Genomic DNA, 20,542 nt, shown 5'->3' with positions numbered 1-20,542 from the left:
ATATAAAGTAGTTTATCAAATGATAAAACCACAATATATCATTTTAAAATTTCCTACTTAAGAATTTTTTCTTTTTTTTAAAAAACATAAATCAAACCGGTATTTTAGCTATAGTACGATTAATTTACTTTTAATGTAAGATAGCATGTTTTCCATTTTATGCATCTCATAAAAATGCATATTCTCAACTATTGATTTGCTTAAATTTGTTTCTTTCAATAGAATTTAACGCTTAACACAGCTTTAGTCTATTATAGTCTTTTATTTTTTTCCATAACTTTTCGACGAACGGTCTATTTTTTCGACAAACGGTCATTTTTTATTTGTATTTCTGAATAAAACATATTATTCTCTACTTTACATAGAAAATTTCCATTATACTTTTTAACTGTCTTTTTTATATTTTTTATTCCAAATCCATGATTTTTTCTATCTTGTTTATCCGTCTGAAGACCACTGCATTCAGGCAGACATGTATTCTCAACAATTATATATGTATAATATTTTCCACTTTTTATATTAAAATTAATTAATTTCTCACATTTTTTGTTTATCTTTTTTATTCCCTCAACCGCATTAGACAAAAGATTTGATACCATTATACATAAATCTCTATCCTCAATATTAATTGTTTCCGAAATATAACCTTTAACATTAATAATGCAATTATCTTTAACTGGAATTAGGTAATGATTCAACAATATATTTACTACCTCATTTCCAACATCATAATTATAATTGCTGATTAAATCTAATTCATGTAAAGATTGTTCCACGTATTTATCTAGTGCCTGATATTCCTTCCGCTCCACATAAGATTTAATCTGCATTAATTCTGCCATAATATCATGCCTAAACTGCCGTGTTTTCCCTTCCCAATTTTTATCAAATTCAATTATTTTTTGATGTACCTCTTTATATTTTCTTCGTGAAACAGGTATCCTTCCCCCACCATTTAAATATAGCCATTCTTTATCCATATCTAAAACATATAATAAATTAACAATTTTACTTCTGTGTGTCTGCAGGAAAATTCTTTTATCTAATTTTTCCATGAACTTTTTTAATGATTCATTTATCTCAAAATCGGTTTTATAAGTACAAATTTTTAAATAATCTTTTTTTGACTCTATATATTTTATTTCACGATGAGATATTGTACATTTTTCACCGTTATTAGATACTTCAATTAACCCACTTCCTGCCAAAGAATATTTTACGGCACTTAGTGCCTCATAAAATTCCTTTTCATCAACAGGCTTTGTAACAAATCTTTTTGCTCCTATTTTAAAAGCATCTTTAAACCTTTCTCGTTTACTGCTAAGCATTATTATTTGGGGATTATAGCCATTTTTCAATAGTATCCGTGCTGCTTCAATACCATCTTTATCAGGCATATCGATATCCAGCATCAGCACATCATACTCAATACTAAAATTTATAAGTTCCTCACCACTATAGCAATGAAAAACCTTAAACACATATTCATTTATTTTATTATAAGTTTTAATTAACTGTTCTGCTTTTTGATGTATTAATTCTTCATCATCACAAATCAAAACCCTAATTTCCTGCATTCTTCAACTCCTCTTCCGTATAAAAACTTTTTTATTCTACACTATATTACCATACATTTTATATCCTGTGGTAATTTTTTACAAAAAACAGGCACAGAAAAACAGGCTCTCCTGTCAACAACCTCAGTCATTAGCAAGAAAGCCTGTTATTTATACCGTTGCCCTGTGTAGGCAATATTCTATTTTACTGTGCCAGAGTTACTATTTCACTCCATTCAAATTCCAGTTTTTTGTAATCTTTATTTACCACTGATAAAACCTTATCGTAAATAAAATTATATCCCTCAAGAGAATTCATCTTTTTATTCTGATAAATGTAATCAGCAATTTCATAAATTGAAAACTCACTTATTGTACTGTATACATAAGTTCCATCTTCAAGAATTGCATATGCCCTTATTTTATATCCTGCTGTAAGGGCTGTGGCATTTGTATTTCCGAAGGACATTGTTCTTACATAATTTGTGCATGTAGCTGAACCTCCCAGATTGGTTGGAAGCGTACCCTCAGCTGTTGACTGATAATGAATAACTTTGTTGCTTGAAGAATCAATAATCATATCATCATCTGTAACACCTGTACTTTGGTTATTTATGGTTGCGAGACCGTATATAAATCCCCAGCCTGTAACTTTTTTGCCGTTTATTTCCGGCTCAACTGCTGCAAGAACCCTGAAACCACCTTCCTTGTTAAATGCCTTATCACTTATCTGGTATCCTAAAACTTCAATATCATCACTTACTACAATGGTATTATCTTCATATAATTTTGCATTCTTTTCCGTGCTTAAAATTGCAACTTCACATATCTGAATACCATATGTCGGTGTTGTAGGGTAACATACCTTAACATATCTTACTGCCCCGGTGTTACCTGAAACATCAGCGGCAACGCAATTGTCACTGTCTAAATCATTTGCAGTAATTGTCTTTGAAGTATAAATAGTTTTGAAGTTCTCTCCATCTTCAGAATACTGAATATTATACGTTCTGCCAACTACAGTATCATTATCATTATTGTCTTTGTACTGTACCAAAACTTCATCAATGGTAGATGCGTCATATTTAGCTCCTAAGTCAATAGTTATATAACTTTCTCCTAAATATCCCCATCCACTTGATATGGCACAATGAGTTCCACCTGTTGTGAGTTTTCCATCTGTAACACAGTTTTCGTCACCTTCAGCTACTCCCGGACTTATTACAAAGCTCTTGTTTAACGCCACATTGTACCTGGTATTTAATACCATTTCCTGATTTGTTGCTGCAGGTCCTACAGTTACGTGACATACTGCCTTATGTTCTCCCACCTTAACTGTAATATCAACTTCACCTTCATTTTTAGCTGTAACTGTTCCTGCATTACTTACAGTTGCAATTTTTTCATTACTTGAGCTCCATACAGCTGTTGTGTCATCAGTAGTATCTGCCGGATTAATCTTAAGCTCTAATGTTTCCGAAGTTTTCTTCTTCATTGTATAAGTTTCCGGAATGCTGATAGAGGTAATGTGTACCGGTTCCGTAACTGTAATCTGACATTCTGCCACCTTTCCACTTGGTGTAGTTGCCGTTACCTTTGTAGTTCCCGGATTTTTACCTGTAATCTTTCCCTCTTCATTTACAGTAACAATTCCTGTATCTTCACTTTTCCATGTAACTGTTTCGTCACTTAATGCTGCTAACTGCATTACTCTTCCAATTGCAATTTTAACTGATGAAGGATTAATTGAAATTGTTCCTGCAATTATAATATCTGACTCTGTTACATCAGATAAAATCATTCCTTTTCTATAAGTAACTGCCTTAACTATAGTTGACTTATTAACCTTTATTGGTTCAACATATGTAACTGAATCCTCTGTTGGTGTTGAGCCGTCTAATGTATATTTAACTTCGGCACCCTTTACTGCCGTTGACATTGTAATAGTCTGTTCACCTGTATATTTTCCACTAACCGGTGAAACTGTAGGTGCATTAGCCTTTAAGGCTCCATATACTTCCATCTCGTAAATTGAGTATCCGTACCGGGTTCCTCTCTTAACACCCTGCATTCTTACATACTGTGCCTTAACTGCTGCAAAGCTTGATGTGATTTCTCCCACCTGTCCGCTTTCTGTTGCAACTGTAGTCCAGTTTTCTCTATCTACAGAAACCTGAATCTGATATTTTTCCGCATAAGCTGTTTCCCATGTAATTTTTACTGTATTAACAGCCTGAACACTTCCCAAGTCTACCTGTAAATATTCATCATCTGCTGACTGTGCCTGCCATCTTGTGCTTCCATCTCCGTCAACTGCCAGTTCTGCCTTTGCCGCACCATCCTCTGATGATGCAGTAGCCGTCTTTCTCAATGCAAGATTATTGCTGCTTTGTACTGTATCTCCGTTGATTTTTATTGCTGCTGATGCATAAGCAGAATCTATTGAACCGCTTTTAACTGCAATGGCTTTCAGTACAGTGTCACTTGATACCAAAATTTTTCCATTGTACCGATTAGAAGCTGTAGTTGGAACTGTTCCATCTGTTGTGTAATAAATCTCTGTTCCTTCATCTGATGAAAGTTCAACAAACTGTGTATCGTCAAAGTTCTTTGTTCCTGTTATATTGTCAGTCACTTTTCCATCAGCAATTGCTGTTGCCTTAATTACCGGTGTACTTACCTGAGAAATAGCAAATTCCTCTTTTGTGTTAATTTCAAATGCTACAGTAGCCTTTGAACCTACAGTGACTGTTCCCACCTTTGTTCCGTCAGCCTTCTTTACGGCAACTGTCTGGGTAACTGATGTAGGATTCCAAACCTCTGCTGTGTACACCCCGTCTTTAACATATACTGAGCCCTGAATATTTCCAACTACCATATAGTCATTTGTTCTGTGGCCAATGGAATCCATTGCTGAAATAAACCATAATGTATTTGCCCTGTCTTCCACCTGAACCTTTGATACATTTGCCTCAAATTTGTCATATGCACGTTTTGCATCTGTCTGGGAAAGATATGGCCATGTAATATGCTGCCATCCATTATCCGGAGTTGCATATTCATCATCCTCTGTTATGTTTCCAAGTCTCTTTTCAATACTTATTGCATATGCAGTATCATCCTCCAGACCTTTATATATTTTTTTACATTTTGCCTGATTCATACCATAATTGGTAAGATACTCAGAAACAGGAAGCCACTGGATACCATAAATATATACCGGCTGTCCGCCAAAGTATGTACCATATCCCATTGATGCACCATATATCTGACCTGCTGCCTGGAATGGATATGCCGGCAACCAGTTATCTTCGTCATAATCAAACCAGTATTGCTCAATTGCATCCATTTCAGTAGTAAATCCATAAGCACCTGCATCTATGTATGTTTTATTCTGAGTTGCCTCGCCCCAAAGGTACATTCCAACCCAGCTAAACAATGCTTCTGAAGCTGATTCCTGGTTGTTACCTGAATCGCTGTCTCCATATCCTCCTGCCCATGAATGTCCTGAATACTGGTCAAAAGCCCTGAACTTGCAGAACATGTTTCCGTCATCTTCCGGGTCTTTTGGATCAGCATAATCTCTTACCAAAAGTTCAATCATGTCTCTGTAATCATTTAAGAACTCTTTATCGTAGGTAGCCAGAACTGCTGCACCAAACATAAAATATCCGTATGTGAAATGGTGGTCACATATTGCGGCGTTTGCGCCGTAAGCACTGTCAGGATAGTAAATTGTTCCCCAATCCTTATTATATATAAGGTAGCATCTGTCATCCGGCCCGTCATAGTTAAACCAGTCAACCATAATGCTCTTTAATTTAGCCAGTAACTTTTCCTTAATTTCCGTTTCACCTAACTGGTCTGCCATTATTGCACTAATTGCCAACGGATGTACATTTTTACCTTCCCAATATGCATCTGATACAGGAGCGGTATTTACCTTAGACGCAACTACCTGATTTAAGTAGTCAATCATTTCCTCTGTATCCATCATGTCACTGTCAGGCTTTGCAAAAGTTGGAAGCAAGCCTGAAAACTGCTGGGTTGTACTATATGTATTAGCCCAGATTGACTTCATATTGCCTCTGATTGATGTATATGTAGCCACCGGTGAATCTGCTGCAGTGCTGTGTTTCCACTGATGTGGGAATAAGCAATGCATAGTTTCATTGGAAAATCCTGCTCTCTTTAAATCTGTTGAAGCAGTATATATAGTTGTAATTTTTGAATTATCATGGTTATACTCGTAATCTACAGTAGTATCTGTAACAAAAGCATATCCATGCTTATAATATCCATCAATATTTTTTAAATCCGTCATTGCGGCAACAGACATATAATTATCAGCCTTTGATGGGAAAGTAACCTTAACCTTATAATTTGATTTTCCAATCATTACTTTAAATGTTGTGCCTGCCGGAACGTTTACCTCAAAGTATGAGCCTTCATTGCCTGCTTTTGTATTTTCCTTATCAAAAGACTTAAAAGCAATGTGATCTGTTGTTATTGTGTCCCCTTTATTTCCAAGAATTGTATTTCCGTTTCCGTCATAAAATTCCTGAATGCTGCTTCCACTTATAAATGCAACTGTGTTATTGCAAAATTCATTGAAAATATATGGTGAACCCTTTACTATTGTTGATTTCATCTGAACTGCATCTTCATCTGTAAGTCCCAGTTCAACTGAATAATCTCCATAATTTTCTACTCTGTCATATCCTGTTTCTGTATCAAAATTCTCCGGTGAAATATAGAAATCTCTTTCTGTCTCTGTACTTTGATCTGTTCCCAAATCATTTTCAGTTCTTGTTCCTACCCATCCTGATGTTGCCAGCAAAATTCCCAGACCTTTAGTTGAAAAACTTGCTTTTAAAGGTGTTGAACATAATAAACTGCTGTACTTCTGAACAAGGGCAGATGACCACCAGCTGTTAGAATCTATAGGTGTTTTAATATTGTCTTCATTAACAAATGTAGGGAGCTTGTTCTTTTCATTGTACATTTCTCCCGTTACATAAGTTCCCTTGCCTGATGCACTTTTTAAAATTTCCTGTTTTGGAAGTTCTGTAATTGTTTCATTTGTCTTGCTGTCACCTTCTACATATTCATACACTGACAACTCTGAAATACCAAAGCCACTTCCGCTTTCTACCTTTGTATATCCTAATACCTTTACATATCTTACATTTTGCTGATACATAGTGCAGTTATCCACCATATATGCGTATCCCTTTTGAACACGGTGAACTGTTTTCCAGTCTTTTCCGTCTGAAGATACCAGAACGTCATATATTTTTCCTGCATCTGCATTCCAATTTACAATAACTCTTCCTATTGTGTATGCCTGTCCCAAATCAACGGTAAGCCACTGGTCTGTACCCTGATAAGATGTAAATGATGTTTCTGTATTTCCGTCTACTGCATTTTCAGCCTTAACATTATTATATGCACTTTCCATTATATTTCCGTCTTCATCCTTCATCCACCACTCATCTCTTATTCCTGAACATGTAACTGTCTTATTAAGAGCAAGGTTTTTGCCATAATTTGAAGGACGTTTTCTTGCGCCGTTAGTTCCATAAACCTGAAATTCATACATTGAACATCCATAGGCTTCCATGGCTCTTTCATTTACTACCATTCTTACATATCTTGCCTGCTTCTGTTCTGCTGAAAGCTCATCAAAGGTAATTGTGTCTTCATACTTGTTTTTGCCTTCTTTAGTTGTCTCCTCAACTGTTGTAGCTTCCTCCGTAAATTCCCCTTCTATTGTTCCTTCTCCTAAAACCTGCTTTGTTTCTTTATCCAAAGCATAAACCATAAGCTTATGTTTTCCTGCGGAAAGAACAATCTGTCCCTGATTTACATTATGACCGGTAAAACTATATCCGTCCGGCGCCTTGGCAATATTTTCTTCACTGTCAACGCAAACCTTATATATTGCTCCGTCCACAGAATCCCAGTTTGCCTGAATTGTGGCATATCCCTTTTCAACCTTTTGAACTGAATATGTAATTTTCAGCCCTGTAGTTTCTCCTGGTTTAGTTGTTTTTCCCTTTGTATATACTGTAGTCCAGTTTTCTTCATCATCTGAAAACTGGATTTCATATGACTTTGCATATGCGGCTTCCCAATGTATAAACAAATGGTCGATATCTGCCTTTTTTCCCAAGTCAACATATAACCACTCATTTGTATCATCACCGGCAGCCTGCCATCTGGTGCTATCCTTGCCATCCACGGCATTTTCTGCGGAATCATTTCCGTTCTGTGAGCTGGCATATACCGGTCTTCCATATGAAATATTATATGGCTCTCCATCCATGGTATCTGCTGCTGATACATTAGTATAGAAAATCTGTCCCTTAGGACAAACTGTTACAGTCATGGCAACGCACAACGCCAGACTGCATGCCTTTTTAAGGAATTTATTCATCATTTTACCTCCGAAATCTTTTCTCCTACTATTAATTATAATTTTTGGTAAATTAGTGCACAAGTGTAAAAAAGTTTTTCCTTAATTTAGAGCATATTGCACAATTTTTTAACTATATATTCTTAATGTTCCACCTGTTTTTATGGTAATAATATCTAAATTATTTTTTCGGCAAAAAAATGTTTTTACTACTTTTTTTGTGCAATTTGTTTTATTATAAATTTTACGTTTTTTTCTTATGGTTTTGTTTGAAAAACCATAAACCTTATACTATAATTTAACTGATGTTAAGTGTAACAAATTTAACTATGATTTTACTATAATTTACGAGGTGTGGTATGAGTGAATATATAGCCACCGTCAAAGATGGCACAAAGGTTAAGTTAAACAGAGGTTTTAAAAAATTTGCTCAAAAATTTCGTATGAGCAAGGATGACAAAATTAAATTTCAATATCATAATTATCTTTCTCTTCCTATTAAAGATAATTATATTTTTTATGAAGCATTTTTAGGGCTTGGTATTTTAGACAGCCCCCGTGCGCTTTTCAATTATTTATTAGATTCTAAGGATGCCAGTCAGTATACCCATGTGTGGGCTGTGGCCGACATTGAAAAAACCGGTGATAATTTAAAGGAATATTCTGAATATTCCAATGTTATTATTGTTCAGAAAGGTTCTGATGATTACTACAAATATTTAGCCACCTGTAAATATTTAATAAACAACTCTTACTTTGATTATTTCTTTGAAAAAAGAGTTGATCAGATTTACATAAATACATGTTGTGGCATTCCTTTTAAGCACGTAGGCTATGATAATCATTCCCAGCCTGTGGAAAACAGCAAGGATTTAGTCCGCAACTTCCTTATGGCTGATTATCTGTTGTCTGCCAACCGTTTTATGACAGACACATTGTACAAGCATGCCTTTATGTTAGAGGGAATTTTTCAGGGAAAGATTCTTGAATTAGGATATCCCAGAATCGATACTATTTTAAATTCCAATACCGCAGTTGTGTATAAGCGGTTGGAGAATTGCGGTTTTGACACTAATAAAAAAATCATTTTATATGCTCCTACATGGCGTGGAAATGTTAATTCCGTTGACTTTAATTTAGATGGCATTAAAGATGCCATTTCAAAAATGTCCGGCGCCATTGATGAAACCCGGTATCAGATTTGTCTCAGGGTTCACTATTATTTGTACGAAGCATTGGCAAAAGACCCTGATTTAAGTAAGTTTTTAGTTCCTTTTACAATTGATACCAGTGAACTTCTTACTGTTACAGATATTTTAATTACAGATTATTCTGCAATTTTTTATGATTTTTTAATTACACAGCGACCTATACTTTTCTATCTTCCTGACTACAAGGATTACAGGAAAAGCCGTGGACTTTACATTCCTGCAAAGAAGCTTCCGGGATATGCAACATCCGATATGGATTTAGTAGCTGCTTCCCTTACTGCCATTTGCAATGATCCTGAGCAGTACATGGAATATTACGGAGAAAATTATTATGAATTAATGAAAAAGTCCTTAGAAGGTGAAGATGGTGAAAGCTGTCAGCGTATTGTAAATACCATACTGCGAAACAAAAATACGCCAATTGCTGTTAATACCCTAAAAAATTACAAAAAGCAGACTCTTGTTATTGTGGATATTGACACCAATGGCAAAACTTTTTATGACCAGTTAAATGAATATCTTGATAATGTAAACTTTTTCGATAATGACATAACTATTTTAGTTACGGCATTTAAGGATACATATAACCGTGAATACTTTAACGCCCTTGCCACTAAAATACGTGTTTTAGAATGGCACAGGCTTCCTTATGAGCTTAAGAGAGATGACAGTTTCTTTACCCGTGAAGTAAGACGTACCCTTGGCAATTCCGACTTTGACGAAGTTAAGTTTATAGGTAAGGTTTCCGAATACTGGGCTGAATTTGCCAATAATGTTATTAAGTTATCATAACAAAAAGTAGCTAAAAACCACTACTTATGGCTTTTAGCTACTTTTTCTTTTTTTATAATTATTACCGTTCCTGCTGCCACTATAACTATGGCCCCCAGCAAAATAATTATTCCATTATTGTTCTTTTGTTTTTCCTCACTACTACTGTTTCCCGTTGTTTCCTCAACTATTTTAGTAACAACTATCGTTTCTCCATCTTTTTTCGTTTCAATTTCAGTTTCTACTATGGTTTCATTTTCCACAGTTTTTTTTCCTTTTTTCTTTGACTTTTTAATTGTTGTTGTTTCCGGCAACGTTTTTTCCTGATAATAGGTTGTTGTATTGTTTATTTTTTTCACGGTTTTAGAACTTTTTGAATTTTTGTTTCCTGACCTGTTATTTTTGTTATTTTTACTTTCGGTATTTTCCCTTGAATTATCTGCTTTTTTTATTTCAATGCTTTTGTAGGTAATTCCGTCAGACATATCAAAAAGTCTGTTCATTCCTGAAATATTTCTATAAAAGGCAGTTAAAGCATACATCGCCTGTTCCGTGGACATCTGATTTATCATTCCTCCCTGAACATGACTAAATCCACCGTTTTTATAATATTTCATTAAACCATCTATTACGGAATTTCCATTTTTTATAAACCTTGAATCCTTTACACTTACATTTATGGTGGAAATTGCCGTTAAAACCTGCGCCGTACTTTCACAGTTTTTAACATTAGATGTAGCATATCCTCCATCACTTTGCTGCAATTCTCCAAGGCAGTCCACTGCCTTGTCCACAGCTTTTTTTACCCTTTCTTCACTCATATATGGAGCTAGTGCCTGAATTGCCATAGCTGTCATATCTGTGTCAGCTTTTGTGCCACTAAAATTCCAGCCTCCATCGGATTTTTGGTTGTTTAAAATAGTCTTAACCAGTTTTTTCCTTGTTGTAACCTCTCCGGTGTAATTTTCCTCAGGCTTTGGAATATCATAATTTCCACAATCAAGGGCAATTAATCCATAAATAATACCATTTAATCCCTGACTAATAAGCCTGTCATATTCAGCTAATGGTCTTACGAGATTATATCCTGCAAAATTTTCCGGATTTTCCTCTATAGCTGTTAGTGCAATAACAACCCTTGCATACTCCGTATATTTTCTGGAAGATAACTGTCCGTTACAGGATTTCACATATGCCTTTAAATTGCTTTTGTATGTAGAAAGAGTTTCCCGGGTAACGGCTCCATATCTGGCAAGCCCCATTACCATCCATTCCCCGCCTACACTTCCATAGGAAGGGTTTGTTATATTATATTGCTCATAATATGAAATGTCATACAAATACTTATCTGTCTGGGCCCTTGTTAATGCAGTTGCCCCACATACAGGTATTGTACTTATTAGCAATAATATCATTATTACACAGACAATCCTTTTTTTCATATTTGTATAACTCCTTCATTTTGTAACTTAAATAGCTGATTATTTCTTTATCCTTACGGTTTTAACCTTACTCCATTTGCCATATATACGAACTCCGTTAACCACTCTGTAACCACGGACCTTCACATAGCATACCTGTTTTTTCTTTAATTTCTTTGTTGTTATATATGTTTTTGATGTGGTCTTTACTACTGATTTTTTAAAACTTTTGCTTACGGAATATTTGTACTGATATCCTGTTGCTCCTGATGCTTGGTTTACATAAATTTTAGCCTTGTACTTTCTAACATTTTTAACTGTTTTTATGGAAGCGGTTTTCACTGTAGGATATGTGGGTTTCTTCTTTGCTCCCTGCAATGCTGCCAAAGCATTATCCACATTCTTTTGTGTAGGATTGTACTCCTTTGCTACCTGAAACGCCTTATCATATGCTGATTTAACATTTGGATATGCCATCCAGTAATCTTTCTTTTCGTTAGTTTCCGCCACTTCCTTTAAAAGTGCATCCCTGTTAGCCATCTGGAGTTTAGGAATACCGGTGTAGCTTTCCGTATCATATCCTAAATCAGCTCCATAACCATAAACTGAAAACTGAAGTCGTATAACATCTCCATCTTTTACAGGTATGTAATTAACTGATTCACTTGCCGGCTCATTGTTGATGGTGAACATCCATCCTGCCATTTCGCCATATGAATATTCACCTAATGCATTATTTTCCAACTGATTTCCTATATTTACACTACTTGTAGGTGCCTTATAAGAAACGCTATGCTCCTCACCGTCACTTCCCACATATGTATATGAGTAATCAGGCATGGCTGAAATTTCTTTTGGAATATTCACCGTTCCTGCATCTGCATTATTTATGGTCTTAAGATAAAAAGTCTTTACCCCTGTAGCTGTATAAGTTCCTCCCATATCCTTAAGAGCTCTTTTAAAAATCGTCTTTACATTATCTCCTGCCTTTATTTCCACCTTAACAGGCTCCATGTAAAAGCCCTGACCAATAGTCATTCTTTCTATGTCAAAGGTAACTGTTCCCAGATTTTCTTCCTCTGCACCTTTTACATATCCCGGTGTGTAAACTGATAAAATCATAGCTGCTGCTAAAATTCCCGCAACAAACTTCCTTGCCCATTTGTTCATAAACTACTCCTTATCCTATCTGTTACATTCATTATAAATGTCTCTCTTAGACACGCCTCTATCCTTTGCCGCAAGCTTCATGGCTTCTTTTTTGTCCCGACCTTGGTTTACATAATATTCAACATGTTCCTGAACACTTATTTTTTCCCACTGCCTGCGCTTTTCTTCTATTAATTCCTCTTCAGGTTTTCCTGCAATTACTAAAACAAACTCTCCCTTTATATCTGTATTGGAATATTTCTCTATTAATTCTGAGAAAGTTGTCTGAAAAGCTTCCTCATACTTTTTTGTCAGTTCCCTACATACCGTAAGTGGTCTGTCACCTAATACATCCATTAATTCCTTTAAAGTCTTAAGTAATCTGTGAGGTGCTTCATATATAATAATAGTTCTGGTTTCCTCCTTAAGGCTCTCCAAAACTCTTGATTTTTCCTTTTTATCCTTTGGCAAAAATGCCTCAAAACAAAATCTCCTTGTTTTCTGCCCTGACATGGTAAGAGCTGTAATACATGCTGCCGCACCGGGAAGTGAAGTTACTTCCACCCCTGCCTCATAGCACTGTCTTACAAGTTCCTCTCCCGGGTCTGATATTCCCGGCGTTCCTGCATCAGTTATTAATGCCACATTTTTTCCATCTAACATTTCCTGCACCAAAACCTTTGCCTTATCATATTTATTAAATTCATGATAGCTGGTCATAGGTGTTTTTATATCAAAATGATTTAATAACTTTATGCTGTTTCTGGTATCCTCCGCACCAATAATATCCACTTCCTTAAGGGTTCTTACCACCCTGTAAGTAATATCTTCTAAATTTCCTATTGGTGTAGCACACAAATATAATTTTCCTGCCATTTTTCTTCCTTACTTAAAACATTAAAAACCATATATCTCATGGATTTCATCAGAATACACGCCCTGTTCCTTATAAACAACAATAGGAGGCTCCACCTTCATCATAGGTCTCTCTCCCCTTCTTCCCTCAATTAAAACCATATTGGCTTCTCTGTCTGAAAAAGGATGTACCATTCTTATACGCTTAGGCTCAATTCTATATTTTCTCATAATCTCAATAATGTCCACTAACCTTCTGGGTCTGTGAACCATATAAAATCTTCCACCGGGCTTTAAAACCTTAGCACTTTCCCTGACAACATCCTCTAAGGTACATTTAATTTCATGTCTTGCTATTGCCTTTGGCTCTTCAGGATTTTTAAGTCCGTGATTTTCTGTCATATATGGTGGATTAGTAGTCACCACGTCAAAGGATGCTTTTCCAAAAATCTCTCCCGCTTCCTTTATGTCCCCGGTTACCACATCTATTTTATCTGTAATATCATTAAGCATAACGCTTCGCCTTGCCATATCTGCACTTTCCTCCTGAATTTCCAGACCGGTAAAATGCATGCCTTCTGTCTTTGCCTCTAAAAGCATAGGAATAATGCCTGTTCCCGTTCCTAAATCCAGCACCTTTTCCCCTTTTTTTACTGCGGCAAATCCAGTAAGTAAAACAGCATCAATGCCAAAACAGAATCTTTCCCTGTCCTGAATTATACGATAACCGTTTCGCTCTAAATCAACAATGCGTTCATTTCCTTTTAGTTCCATAAATTTAATCCCATTAATCCAATTTTGAACTTTCCGTATCCTCAAGTCCTTTAAGCTCCTTAAGTTCATCTGCAGCCAAATCAAACTTCTTTTTCTTAGGCTTAAACTTAAGCTCATTTACAGCGTATTCCCTGATTTCTCTCTCATCATTTTGTTCAATAACAATTTTAACCTTCTGTCTTAAAACATTAACACTTGTAACCTCCCCTTTAAATCCGTCAAAGGTTTTAACTGTTTCTCCCACATTTGGAAGATTAGAATTTAAGTGTTCATAAGCCTCCTGCTCGTTTTTAAGACAGCACATAAGTCTTCCGCATATTCCGGAAATCTTTGTGGGATTAAGTGACAAATTCTGCTCCTTAGCCATCTTAATTGAAACAGGTATAAACTCTGACAAATAAGTATTGCAGCACAGTGGTCTTCCACACATTCCTATGCCGCCTAACATTTTTGCCTCATCTCTCACTCCCACCTGTCTTAACTCAATTCTTGTTTTGAAAACCGAAGCTAAATCCTTTACTAACTCTCTAAAGTCAATCCTTCCGTCAGCTGTGAAATAAAATAAAACTTTATTGTTGTCAAAAGTATACTCTGAATCTATTAATTTCATTTCAAGGCCGTGCTTTGCAATTTTTTCCTTACATATTTTGAATGCCTTTTTGCCCTTCTCAATATTTTGCTGTGCCTTTTGGTCGTCCTCTGGTGTTGCCACCCTTATAACAGTTTTTAAAGGCATAACCACATTCTCTTCTTTCTCTTCCTTTACGCCAAAAACAACATAACCATACTCTACTCCTCTTGCTGTTTCCACTATAACGTGATCACCCTTTTTTATATCCAAATCTGCCGGATCAAAACTATAAATTCTTCCTGCCTTTCTGAATCTAACTCCAATAACTTTTGTCATTTTTTTATCCTTTCTTTTATCGATAAAAACAATACCTCCATGGTAATATCAAAATTAACATTTGATTTAATTCTGTTCCATGCCTGGTCTATTGATTTTAAAATAATATTTATATGAAAATATGATATTTTTTCTGACATTTCCACAATTTCGTGATAATCATCCTGAAAAATAAGTTTTTCCGTATCTCCCGTAGCCTTATACAAAAGTACATCCCTAAACCACGTTTGCATCAGCCCGAAATAATCATCTATCTGATTTTTAAAACTGCCTGCTTCCTTAACCCTCTGGGTTATAATGTCCATTCCGCCTTTCTCTAAAGAAAGAAGTGTGCCTACCACCTGCTGCTTTAATTCCTTAAAATCCTCAGATGTAGCCAGCTTTATGGCTTTTCCCGGATTACCATTGGCAAAAACCGCTGCCACATTAGCCTCATAATTTCCAATGCCATACTCAGACATTAACTGATTTCTAATGGTCTCTTCCTTTACCGGCCTTATGTTTAGCAATACACATCTTGACAATATTGTTTGAAGAAACATATCTGCATTAGTTGTCAGCAAAATAATTATTGCATATTCCGGTGGCTCCTCAATGGTTTTTAACAGGGCATTTTGCGCCTGCACCGTCATTTTTTCACTATCAGGAACAATATAAATTTTGTATCTGCTGCTATAGGGCTTTATATCAATATCATTGTTAATCTGGTCTCTTATTTCATCTACGCCTATACCTGATTTCTCGTGAGTTACATATTTTATGTCCGGCTGGTTTCCCGAATCTGTCTGGTGACAGGATTTACAATGTCCACAGGCAACTCCGGTAATTTCCTTCTTTCCCCCTGTGCCTTCTCCAAAATCAAACTGCATATTTCCATCAGATGTATCAGGATTATTTGCTTCACATTGAAGTGCCTTGGCAAAATGAACTGCCAGCTTCATTTTTCCTGAACCTGCCTCACCATTTATAATATAGGCATGGGATATTTTTCCCATTTTTATGGCATTTTCAAAATGTTTAATTATATGGTTTTGTCCAAGAATCCTTCCTGACTCCATATTTCGCTCCTATCTTAAAAATGAATTTGCACATTAAGGTTTGAGCTAAATATTATCTGACACAAACCCACCTTTTATAATACCATAAAATCACGAATATCTTCAACTATCTCTTCTATGCATCTTTCCAGACTGTTATTTTCATATCTCTTTTTGATTCCCGCTTTTTTTATATTTTCCTCGCAAAAATCTTCTTCATCTGCCAGAAATCTTCTGCAAAGTTCTGTATATTTAGGATTTTCCTGCTGTCTCTCCCTATTTACGGCTCTTGTCAGCCTTTCTCCTGTTTCCACTTCCACATAAATAGGAACAACTACCTCTTTTCCGTAGTATCTAACCATCTGCTCATAGGATTCCAGTGTTCCTATGTACAAATAATTTCCTTTTTCAAGATTAATCTGTCCGTCATCCACCGTAAAATAACTCCAAACTCCATAAACAGTGTTGTAATCCCTGCACTCTATTACTTTTTCCTGATTTTTTAAAGCTTTAAGTTTTTCATTATTTACGAAAAAATACTCCACGCCGTTAGTTTCCCCTTCTCTCATGGGTCTTGTGGTGTAACCTGTTACAGTATTTAAATTTAATTCCCTGTCTTCCTTTAACTTCTTAAAAATTGTATCCTTCCCGCTACAGCTTTTTCCCAACACAAAAAAAATCTTTGCCATTTTACTTCCTCTTAATCTATTTAATAACCTTAATGTATTTATTTTCCATATCCGCTAATCCGTTAATGTTCATATTCATTTTCTTAAATTCTTTTACCTGACTAATTAATTTATGGGAAATAACTTCCCCCGGCACTAAAAGAGGGATTCCCGGTGGGTATAAATAAAGAAACTCCCCTGAAACTTTTCCCTGTGCCTCTTCTATTTTAACCGGTACACTTTCTGATTTCTGTGCCTCATAAACAGACATTGCCCTGTCATTTCTTGTAAGTTCAAATTCTGCTGCGTCACAGGTCTTTTCCTTATAACTAATACTGCTGTCTATTTCTTTCAAACTTTCATAAAGTCTTTGTATCTGGCTTAAATCATCACATATACCTGTAATTCCCAGAACATATTCCGGTGCTTCCATTTCCATTTCAAATCCATAGTGTTTCCTTAATATATCTGAAAGCCATTTTCCATCCCCTGCCTGTGCTTTTATGCATATTACCAGCTTTGTAGGATCCATATCATATACGGAAAACTTTCCTACAATTTCCTTTCCCGGCACATAAAATCTTTCTAATTTATTAACATTACTTCTGAAATTATTAAGGGCTATTAACAATTTTCCCATGAAGTTATCACCATAATTTTCAATAACATCAATACACCTGTCAATAGATGCCATAAGCACATAGGAAGGGCTTGATGACTGATAAATTCCCAGTGATTTCTCCACTTCTTCTTCTTTTACCCTGTTGCCACATTTGTGCAAAACCGCTGTCTGTGTCATGGACGGCAATGTTTTGTGAACACTTTCTATAACCAGGTCTGCCCCTAATTTGTACGCCGGTGTCGGAAGCTTATCACTTATTCTAAAATGTGCTCCATGAGCCTCATCAACAATTAACACCGCCCCGTATTTATGGGTAATTTCTGCTATTTTTTCAATATCAGATACTATCCCATCGTAGGTGGGGGATGTTATAACCACTGCCTTTGTGTCTTTGTTCTCCCTTAGCAGTTTTTCTAATATTTCAGGATTATATCCTCCGTTTATTCCCAGTTCACTAACATATTCCGGATAAAAATATTCTCCTTTAAGATTTCTAATTGTCATGGCGTTATACACCGCTTTATGACAATTTCTTCCTATTATTATTTTATCCCCAATATCTGTCACTGAATTTATGGCAGCTAAAATTCCACAGGAACTTCCATTAATTAAAAACCATGTCCTATCTGTTCCATAGTAGGACGCTGCCCTATCCATTGCCTCTTTTATAATACCCTGAGGATGATGGAGATTATCAAAATCCGCTATTTCAGTAATATCAATATCGAAGGGATCCATTCCTGAAAGCATGCTGTCATTTCGCTTATGTCCCGGCATATGAAAGGGATATTTGCCATTTTTTCCGTATTCTATTAATTTATCGTACAATATGTGACTCATTTTCTATTCCTTTTTATAAGTAACTATACCTTATAGCTGAAAAAAGCTTATTTGCTTATTTGTATAATCGCCCCTGTTAAATCCTTCCACAAAAACTTCCATTGATATAAATATTTTACGTCCTTTTTTTGTAACATATGGAATGTCCACGTTAAACACCACATGATCTCTTGTGTTGTTATCTTCCCTTTCCATAAGTTTCTCCAAAACCGCCACAGGCACTGAAAACTCTCCACTGCTCTCCATAAAATTAAGCTCAAAATTTGCCTCAAACTGGTTTTCACTTCGGTAAACACTGTCAATGTATACCTTGCCTATCTCTGAATTTTCCGCTTCCTCCAAAACCGGCTTAAGCCAATCCTTTTTTCCCATAATCATTACCGGATATACTCCGTTTACAATTCCAATTACCGCCTCCGGCATAACTGATTCTTCCTCTACCTCTCTTTCGTACCCCTCTAACAATTCCTGTTTTGTAATATTATTTATGGTAGATTCGCTTAACCCTGCCACGAAATTATCAATTTTTTTAAGTATAGGTTGCATAACTCCTATTCGCTCTAAGGACACCATAAATATGTTGTGAGCCCATGCATATTCCTGTGCATCTCTTGAAAAAGCCGTGGCACTAAAAAAGCACCCCGAATAAGTATACCTATCCGGGATATTTTTTGCTTCGCCTTTTATGGTATAATTTTTTTCTGAAATATCAGCCATTATGCCACCAAAATCCCTTATATGATTTAACTCTACCCTGTTTTTGGCATAATATTTATACTGACATATAATTCGCACTGGATATAAAAATGCTGTTGGCACATTTATCCTACCATAGGCATGTATGTCATGGTATCCGCTACGCCCCGGAACCTCCTCCTCTATAATTGATATATACCTGCTATCCTGCAATAATTTTTTTACCTTTTCCTCGAAAATATATTCCCTTGCCTGATGTTCCTTCATTCTTTTCTCCGTACCTGTATAACACTAATCGCTACTTTTGTTTTCACTTTATTCTACTATGATTTAGGAACATTATCAAACTAATATTGTTATACGTTTGTTTTTTCTTAAAATCTTAATAATTTGACAAACCTCCCTGAACTATTTGCAATTGCAGATGTATGTGTTATAGTAAACTGAAGCAAAAACAGTAAAAAATGTAATGCTTACGCGCGATCTACACAGGCATTACATTTATACAGTATATAAATTAGAAAAGAGGTAACAGATTTGATTTATAAAAACGGATTACTAAGAATAATCATACCTATAATATTTATCATATTAATTTTAGGTTCGTATTTTTATAAAAAAAAGATAGAACCTACACTAAATAATAAAAGTCTTTTGATAATTAGAACTAGTGTAGTTGTTTTGTGTTTGGTAGTAGCAGTTTGGACTTTTGGAAATATATTTCTTTAACTAAAAAATGAAAATATATTAGAAACTTCATAAAGTATATTTTTTTCCATTATCACATAAAAAAAACAGAAAATACAAGATTCATAATAAATCAGTATTTCCTGCTTATTTTTTTACATAAAAATGCCCAGTTCCGGAATCGAACCAGAGACACGAGGATTTTCAGTCCTCTGCTCTACCAACTGAGCTAACTGGGCATTGAGTTGCGGGGATAGGATTTGAACCTATGACCTCCGGGTTATGAGCCCGGCGAGCTTCCAGACTGCTCCACCCCGCGATATTTAATTAAATAATGGGCAGAGGTGGATTCGAACCACCGAAGCAAGTTGCAGCAGATTTACAGTCTGTCCCCTTTGGCCACTCGGGAATCTGCCCATCATAACTTAGAAATAATTTCTAAGAAAGCCGATGAACGGACTCGAACCGTTAACCTGCTGATTACAAATCAGCTGCTCTGCCAATTGAGCCACATCGGCATATTTAGTTTTAACCACAGTACTTAAAAGTACTAGTGGGACCTACAGGGCTCGAACCTGTGACCCCCTGCTTGTAAGGCAGATGCTCTCCCAGCTGAGCTAAGATCCCAAATTTTTAGAAAAAATAAAGAGGATGAGAAAGCTAGCTTCTGTTGCTTTCAACCTCCTCAGTATAACTTATATATACTAGCGACCCGGATGGGGTTCGAACCCACGACCTCCGCCGTGACAGGGCGGCGCTCTAACCAGCTGAGCCACCGGGCCAACAATTGTACTATAACACAAAAAAGTCAAAAAGCCAAGCTTTTTCACTTTTTATTTATTGTACATTCAAAACTACATACTGAAATTTACATCCAGAGGATAACTCCTCTTCCTTCCTTTATGGATAAGCCCTCGACCTATTAGTATC

Annotated in this window: 12 protein-coding genes and 6 tRNA genes; 1 reads left to right on the top strand and 17 read right to left on the bottom strand. The window is 35.8% G+C overall.

What is annotated here, in order from left to right; genetic code table 11:
• Positions 1–293: 293 nt before the first annotated feature.
• Both DWW68_RS10660 and DWW68_RS10655 read right to left on the bottom strand, forming a co-directional pair.
• Positions 294–1,577 carry a GHKL domain-containing protein gene (locus DWW68_RS10660; protein ID WP_118589625.1) on the bottom strand — a complete coding sequence of 428 codons (1,284 nt, stop codon included), beginning with the start codon at positions 1,575–1,577 and terminating at the stop codon, positions 294–296.
• A gap of 184 nt (positions 1,578–1,761) precedes the next feature.
• Complete coding sequence (locus tag DWW68_RS10655) at positions 1,762–7,998, bottom strand: discoidin domain-containing protein (protein WP_118589626.1); 6,237 nt, start codon at positions 7,996–7,998, stop codon at positions 1,762–1,764.
• 335 nt (positions 7,999–8,333) lie between these two features.
• Between DWW68_RS10655 and DWW68_RS10650 the strand changes: the two genes are divergently transcribed.
• The gene (locus DWW68_RS10650; protein ID WP_118589627.1) at positions 8,334–9,977 is read left to right on the top strand and encodes a CDP-glycerol glycerophosphotransferase family protein; all 1,644 of its coding nucleotides are present in this window, start codon (positions 8,334–8,336) and stop codon (positions 9,975–9,977) included.
• Between the two features lie 20 nt (positions 9,978–9,997).
• On the opposite strand, the gene DWW68_RS10645 is transcribed toward DWW68_RS10650, so the two are convergent.
• The 15 genes from DWW68_RS10645 to DWW68_RS10575 form a co-directional block, all read right to left on the bottom strand.
• Positions 9,998–11,398, bottom strand: coding sequence for a prenyltransferase/squalene oxidase repeat-containing protein (locus DWW68_RS10645; protein ID WP_118589628.1), 1,401 nt, complete (start codon positions 11,396–11,398; stop codon positions 9,998–10,000).
• Positions 11,399–11,437: 39 nt separating this feature from the next.
• Positions 11,438–12,547 carry a DUF4430 domain-containing protein gene (locus DWW68_RS10640; protein ID WP_118589629.1) on the bottom strand — a complete coding sequence of 370 codons (1,110 nt, stop codon included), beginning with the start codon at positions 12,545–12,547 and terminating at the stop codon, positions 11,438–11,440.
• Between the two features lie 15 nt (positions 12,548–12,562).
• A complete protein-coding gene (rsmI, locus tag DWW68_RS10635; protein ID WP_118589630.1) occupies positions 12,563–13,402 on the bottom strand; it encodes a 16S rRNA (cytidine(1402)-2'-O)-methyltransferase in 840 nt (279 codons plus the stop codon).
• Positions 13,403–13,423: 21 nt separating this feature from the next.
• Complete coding sequence (locus DWW68_RS10630; RefSeq protein WP_118589644.1) at positions 13,424–14,155, bottom strand: tRNA1(Val) (adenine(37)-N6)-methyltransferase; 732 nt, start codon at positions 14,153–14,155, stop codon at positions 13,424–13,426.
• 13 nt (positions 14,156–14,168) lie between these two features.
• Entirely contained in the window at positions 14,169–15,062 is an 894-nt protein-coding gene (locus DWW68_RS10625; protein WP_118589631.1) for a stage 0 sporulation family protein, read from the bottom strand.
• Positions 15,059–16,120, bottom strand: a complete 1,062-nt coding sequence (locus tag DWW68_RS10620) for a DNA polymerase III subunit (protein WP_118589632.1) — start codon at positions 16,118–16,120, stop codon at positions 15,059–15,061. The genes DWW68_RS10625 and DWW68_RS10620 overlap by 4 nt, the downstream gene beginning before the upstream one ends.
• Before the next feature lie 74 nt (positions 16,121–16,194).
• On the bottom strand, positions 16,195–16,788 hold the full coding sequence (locus tag DWW68_RS10615; RefSeq protein ID WP_118589633.1) for a guanylate kinase: 594 nt from the start codon (positions 16,786–16,788) through the stop codon (positions 16,195–16,197).
• A 16-nt stretch (positions 16,789–16,804) separates the two neighbouring features.
• Positions 16,805–18,229 carry an aminotransferase class V-fold PLP-dependent enzyme gene (locus tag DWW68_RS10610; protein WP_118589634.1) on the bottom strand — a complete coding sequence of 475 codons (1,425 nt, stop codon included), beginning with the start codon at positions 18,227–18,229 and terminating at the stop codon, positions 16,805–16,807.
• 30 nt (positions 18,230–18,259) lie between these two features.
• Positions 18,260–19,192, bottom strand: coding sequence for a hypothetical protein (locus tag DWW68_RS10605; RefSeq protein WP_021952423.1), 933 nt, complete (start codon positions 19,190–19,192; stop codon positions 18,260–18,262).
• Between the two features lie 586 nt (positions 19,193–19,778).
• Positions 19,779–19,851 (bottom strand) — tRNA-Phe (locus DWW68_RS10600).
• 6 nt (positions 19,852–19,857) lie between these two features.
• Positions 19,858–19,931 (bottom strand) — tRNA-Met (locus tag DWW68_RS10595).
• 16 nt (positions 19,932–19,947) lie between these two features.
• Positions 19,948–20,029: transfer RNA gene (locus tag DWW68_RS10590), tRNA-Tyr, on the bottom strand.
• Between the two features lie 28 nt (positions 20,030–20,057).
• Positions 20,058–20,130, bottom strand: a tRNA-Thr gene (locus DWW68_RS10585).
• A gap of 36 nt (positions 20,131–20,166) precedes the next feature.
• Positions 20,167–20,239, bottom strand: a tRNA-Val gene (locus DWW68_RS10580).
• Positions 20,240–20,320: 81 nt separating this feature from the next.
• Positions 20,321–20,394: transfer RNA gene (locus DWW68_RS10575), tRNA-Asp, on the bottom strand.
• Positions 20,395–20,542: the final 148 nt, after the last annotated feature.

The sequence above is a fragment of the Eubacterium sp. AF16-48 genome, assembly GCF_003479405.1.
In the GTDB taxonomy this organism is placed as follows: Bacteria; Bacillota; Clostridia; order Lachnospirales; family Lachnospiraceae; genus Eubacterium_G; species Eubacterium_G segne.
The sequence above is the reverse complement of the archived record's forward strand: the minus strand, read 5'-3'. Positions and strand labels throughout refer to the sequence as shown.

Excerpts from the sequence above, each read along its gene's own strand:
- rsmI (WP_118589630.1), bottom strand. The coding sequence starts at position 13,402 with ATGGCAGGAAAATTATATTTGTGTGCTACACCAATAGGAAATTTAGAA.
- DWW68_RS10655 (WP_118589626.1), bottom strand. The coding sequence starts at position 7,998 with ATGATGAATAAATTCCTTAAAAAGGCATGCAGTCTGGCGTTGTGCGTT.
- DWW68_RS10650 (WP_118589627.1), top strand. The coding sequence starts at position 8,334 with ATGAGTGAATATATAGCCACCGTCAAAGATGGCACAAAGGTTAAGTTA.
- DWW68_RS10610 (WP_118589634.1), bottom strand. The coding sequence starts at position 18,229 with ATGAGTCACATATTGTACGATAAATTAATAGAATACGGAAAAAATGGC.
- DWW68_RS10605 (WP_021952423.1), bottom strand. The coding sequence starts at position 19,192 with ATGAAGGAACATCAGGCAAGGGAATATATTTTCGAGGAAAAGGTAAAA.
- DWW68_RS10620 (WP_118589632.1), bottom strand. The coding sequence starts at position 16,120 with ATGGAGTCAGGAAGGATTCTTGGACAAAACCATATAATTAAACATTTT.
- DWW68_RS10640 (WP_118589629.1), bottom strand. The coding sequence starts at position 12,547 with ATGAACAAATGGGCAAGGAAGTTTGTTGCGGGAATTTTAGCAGCAGCT.
- DWW68_RS10660 (WP_118589625.1), bottom strand. The coding sequence starts at position 1,577 with ATGCAGGAAATTAGGGTTTTGATTTGTGATGATGAAGAATTAATACAT.
- DWW68_RS10645 (WP_118589628.1), bottom strand. The coding sequence starts at position 11,398 with ATGAAAAAAAGGATTGTCTGTGTAATAATGATATTATTGCTAATAAGT.
- DWW68_RS10615 (WP_118589633.1), bottom strand. The coding sequence starts at position 16,788 with ATGGCAAAGATTTTTTTTGTGTTGGGAAAAAGCTGTAGCGGGAAGGAT.
- DWW68_RS10630 (WP_118589644.1), bottom strand. The coding sequence starts at position 14,155 with ATGGAACTAAAAGGAAATGAACGCATTGTTGATTTAGAGCGAAACGGT.
- DWW68_RS10625 (WP_118589631.1), bottom strand. The coding sequence starts at position 15,062 with ATGACAAAAGTTATTGGAGTTAGATTCAGAAAGGCAGGAAGAATTTAT.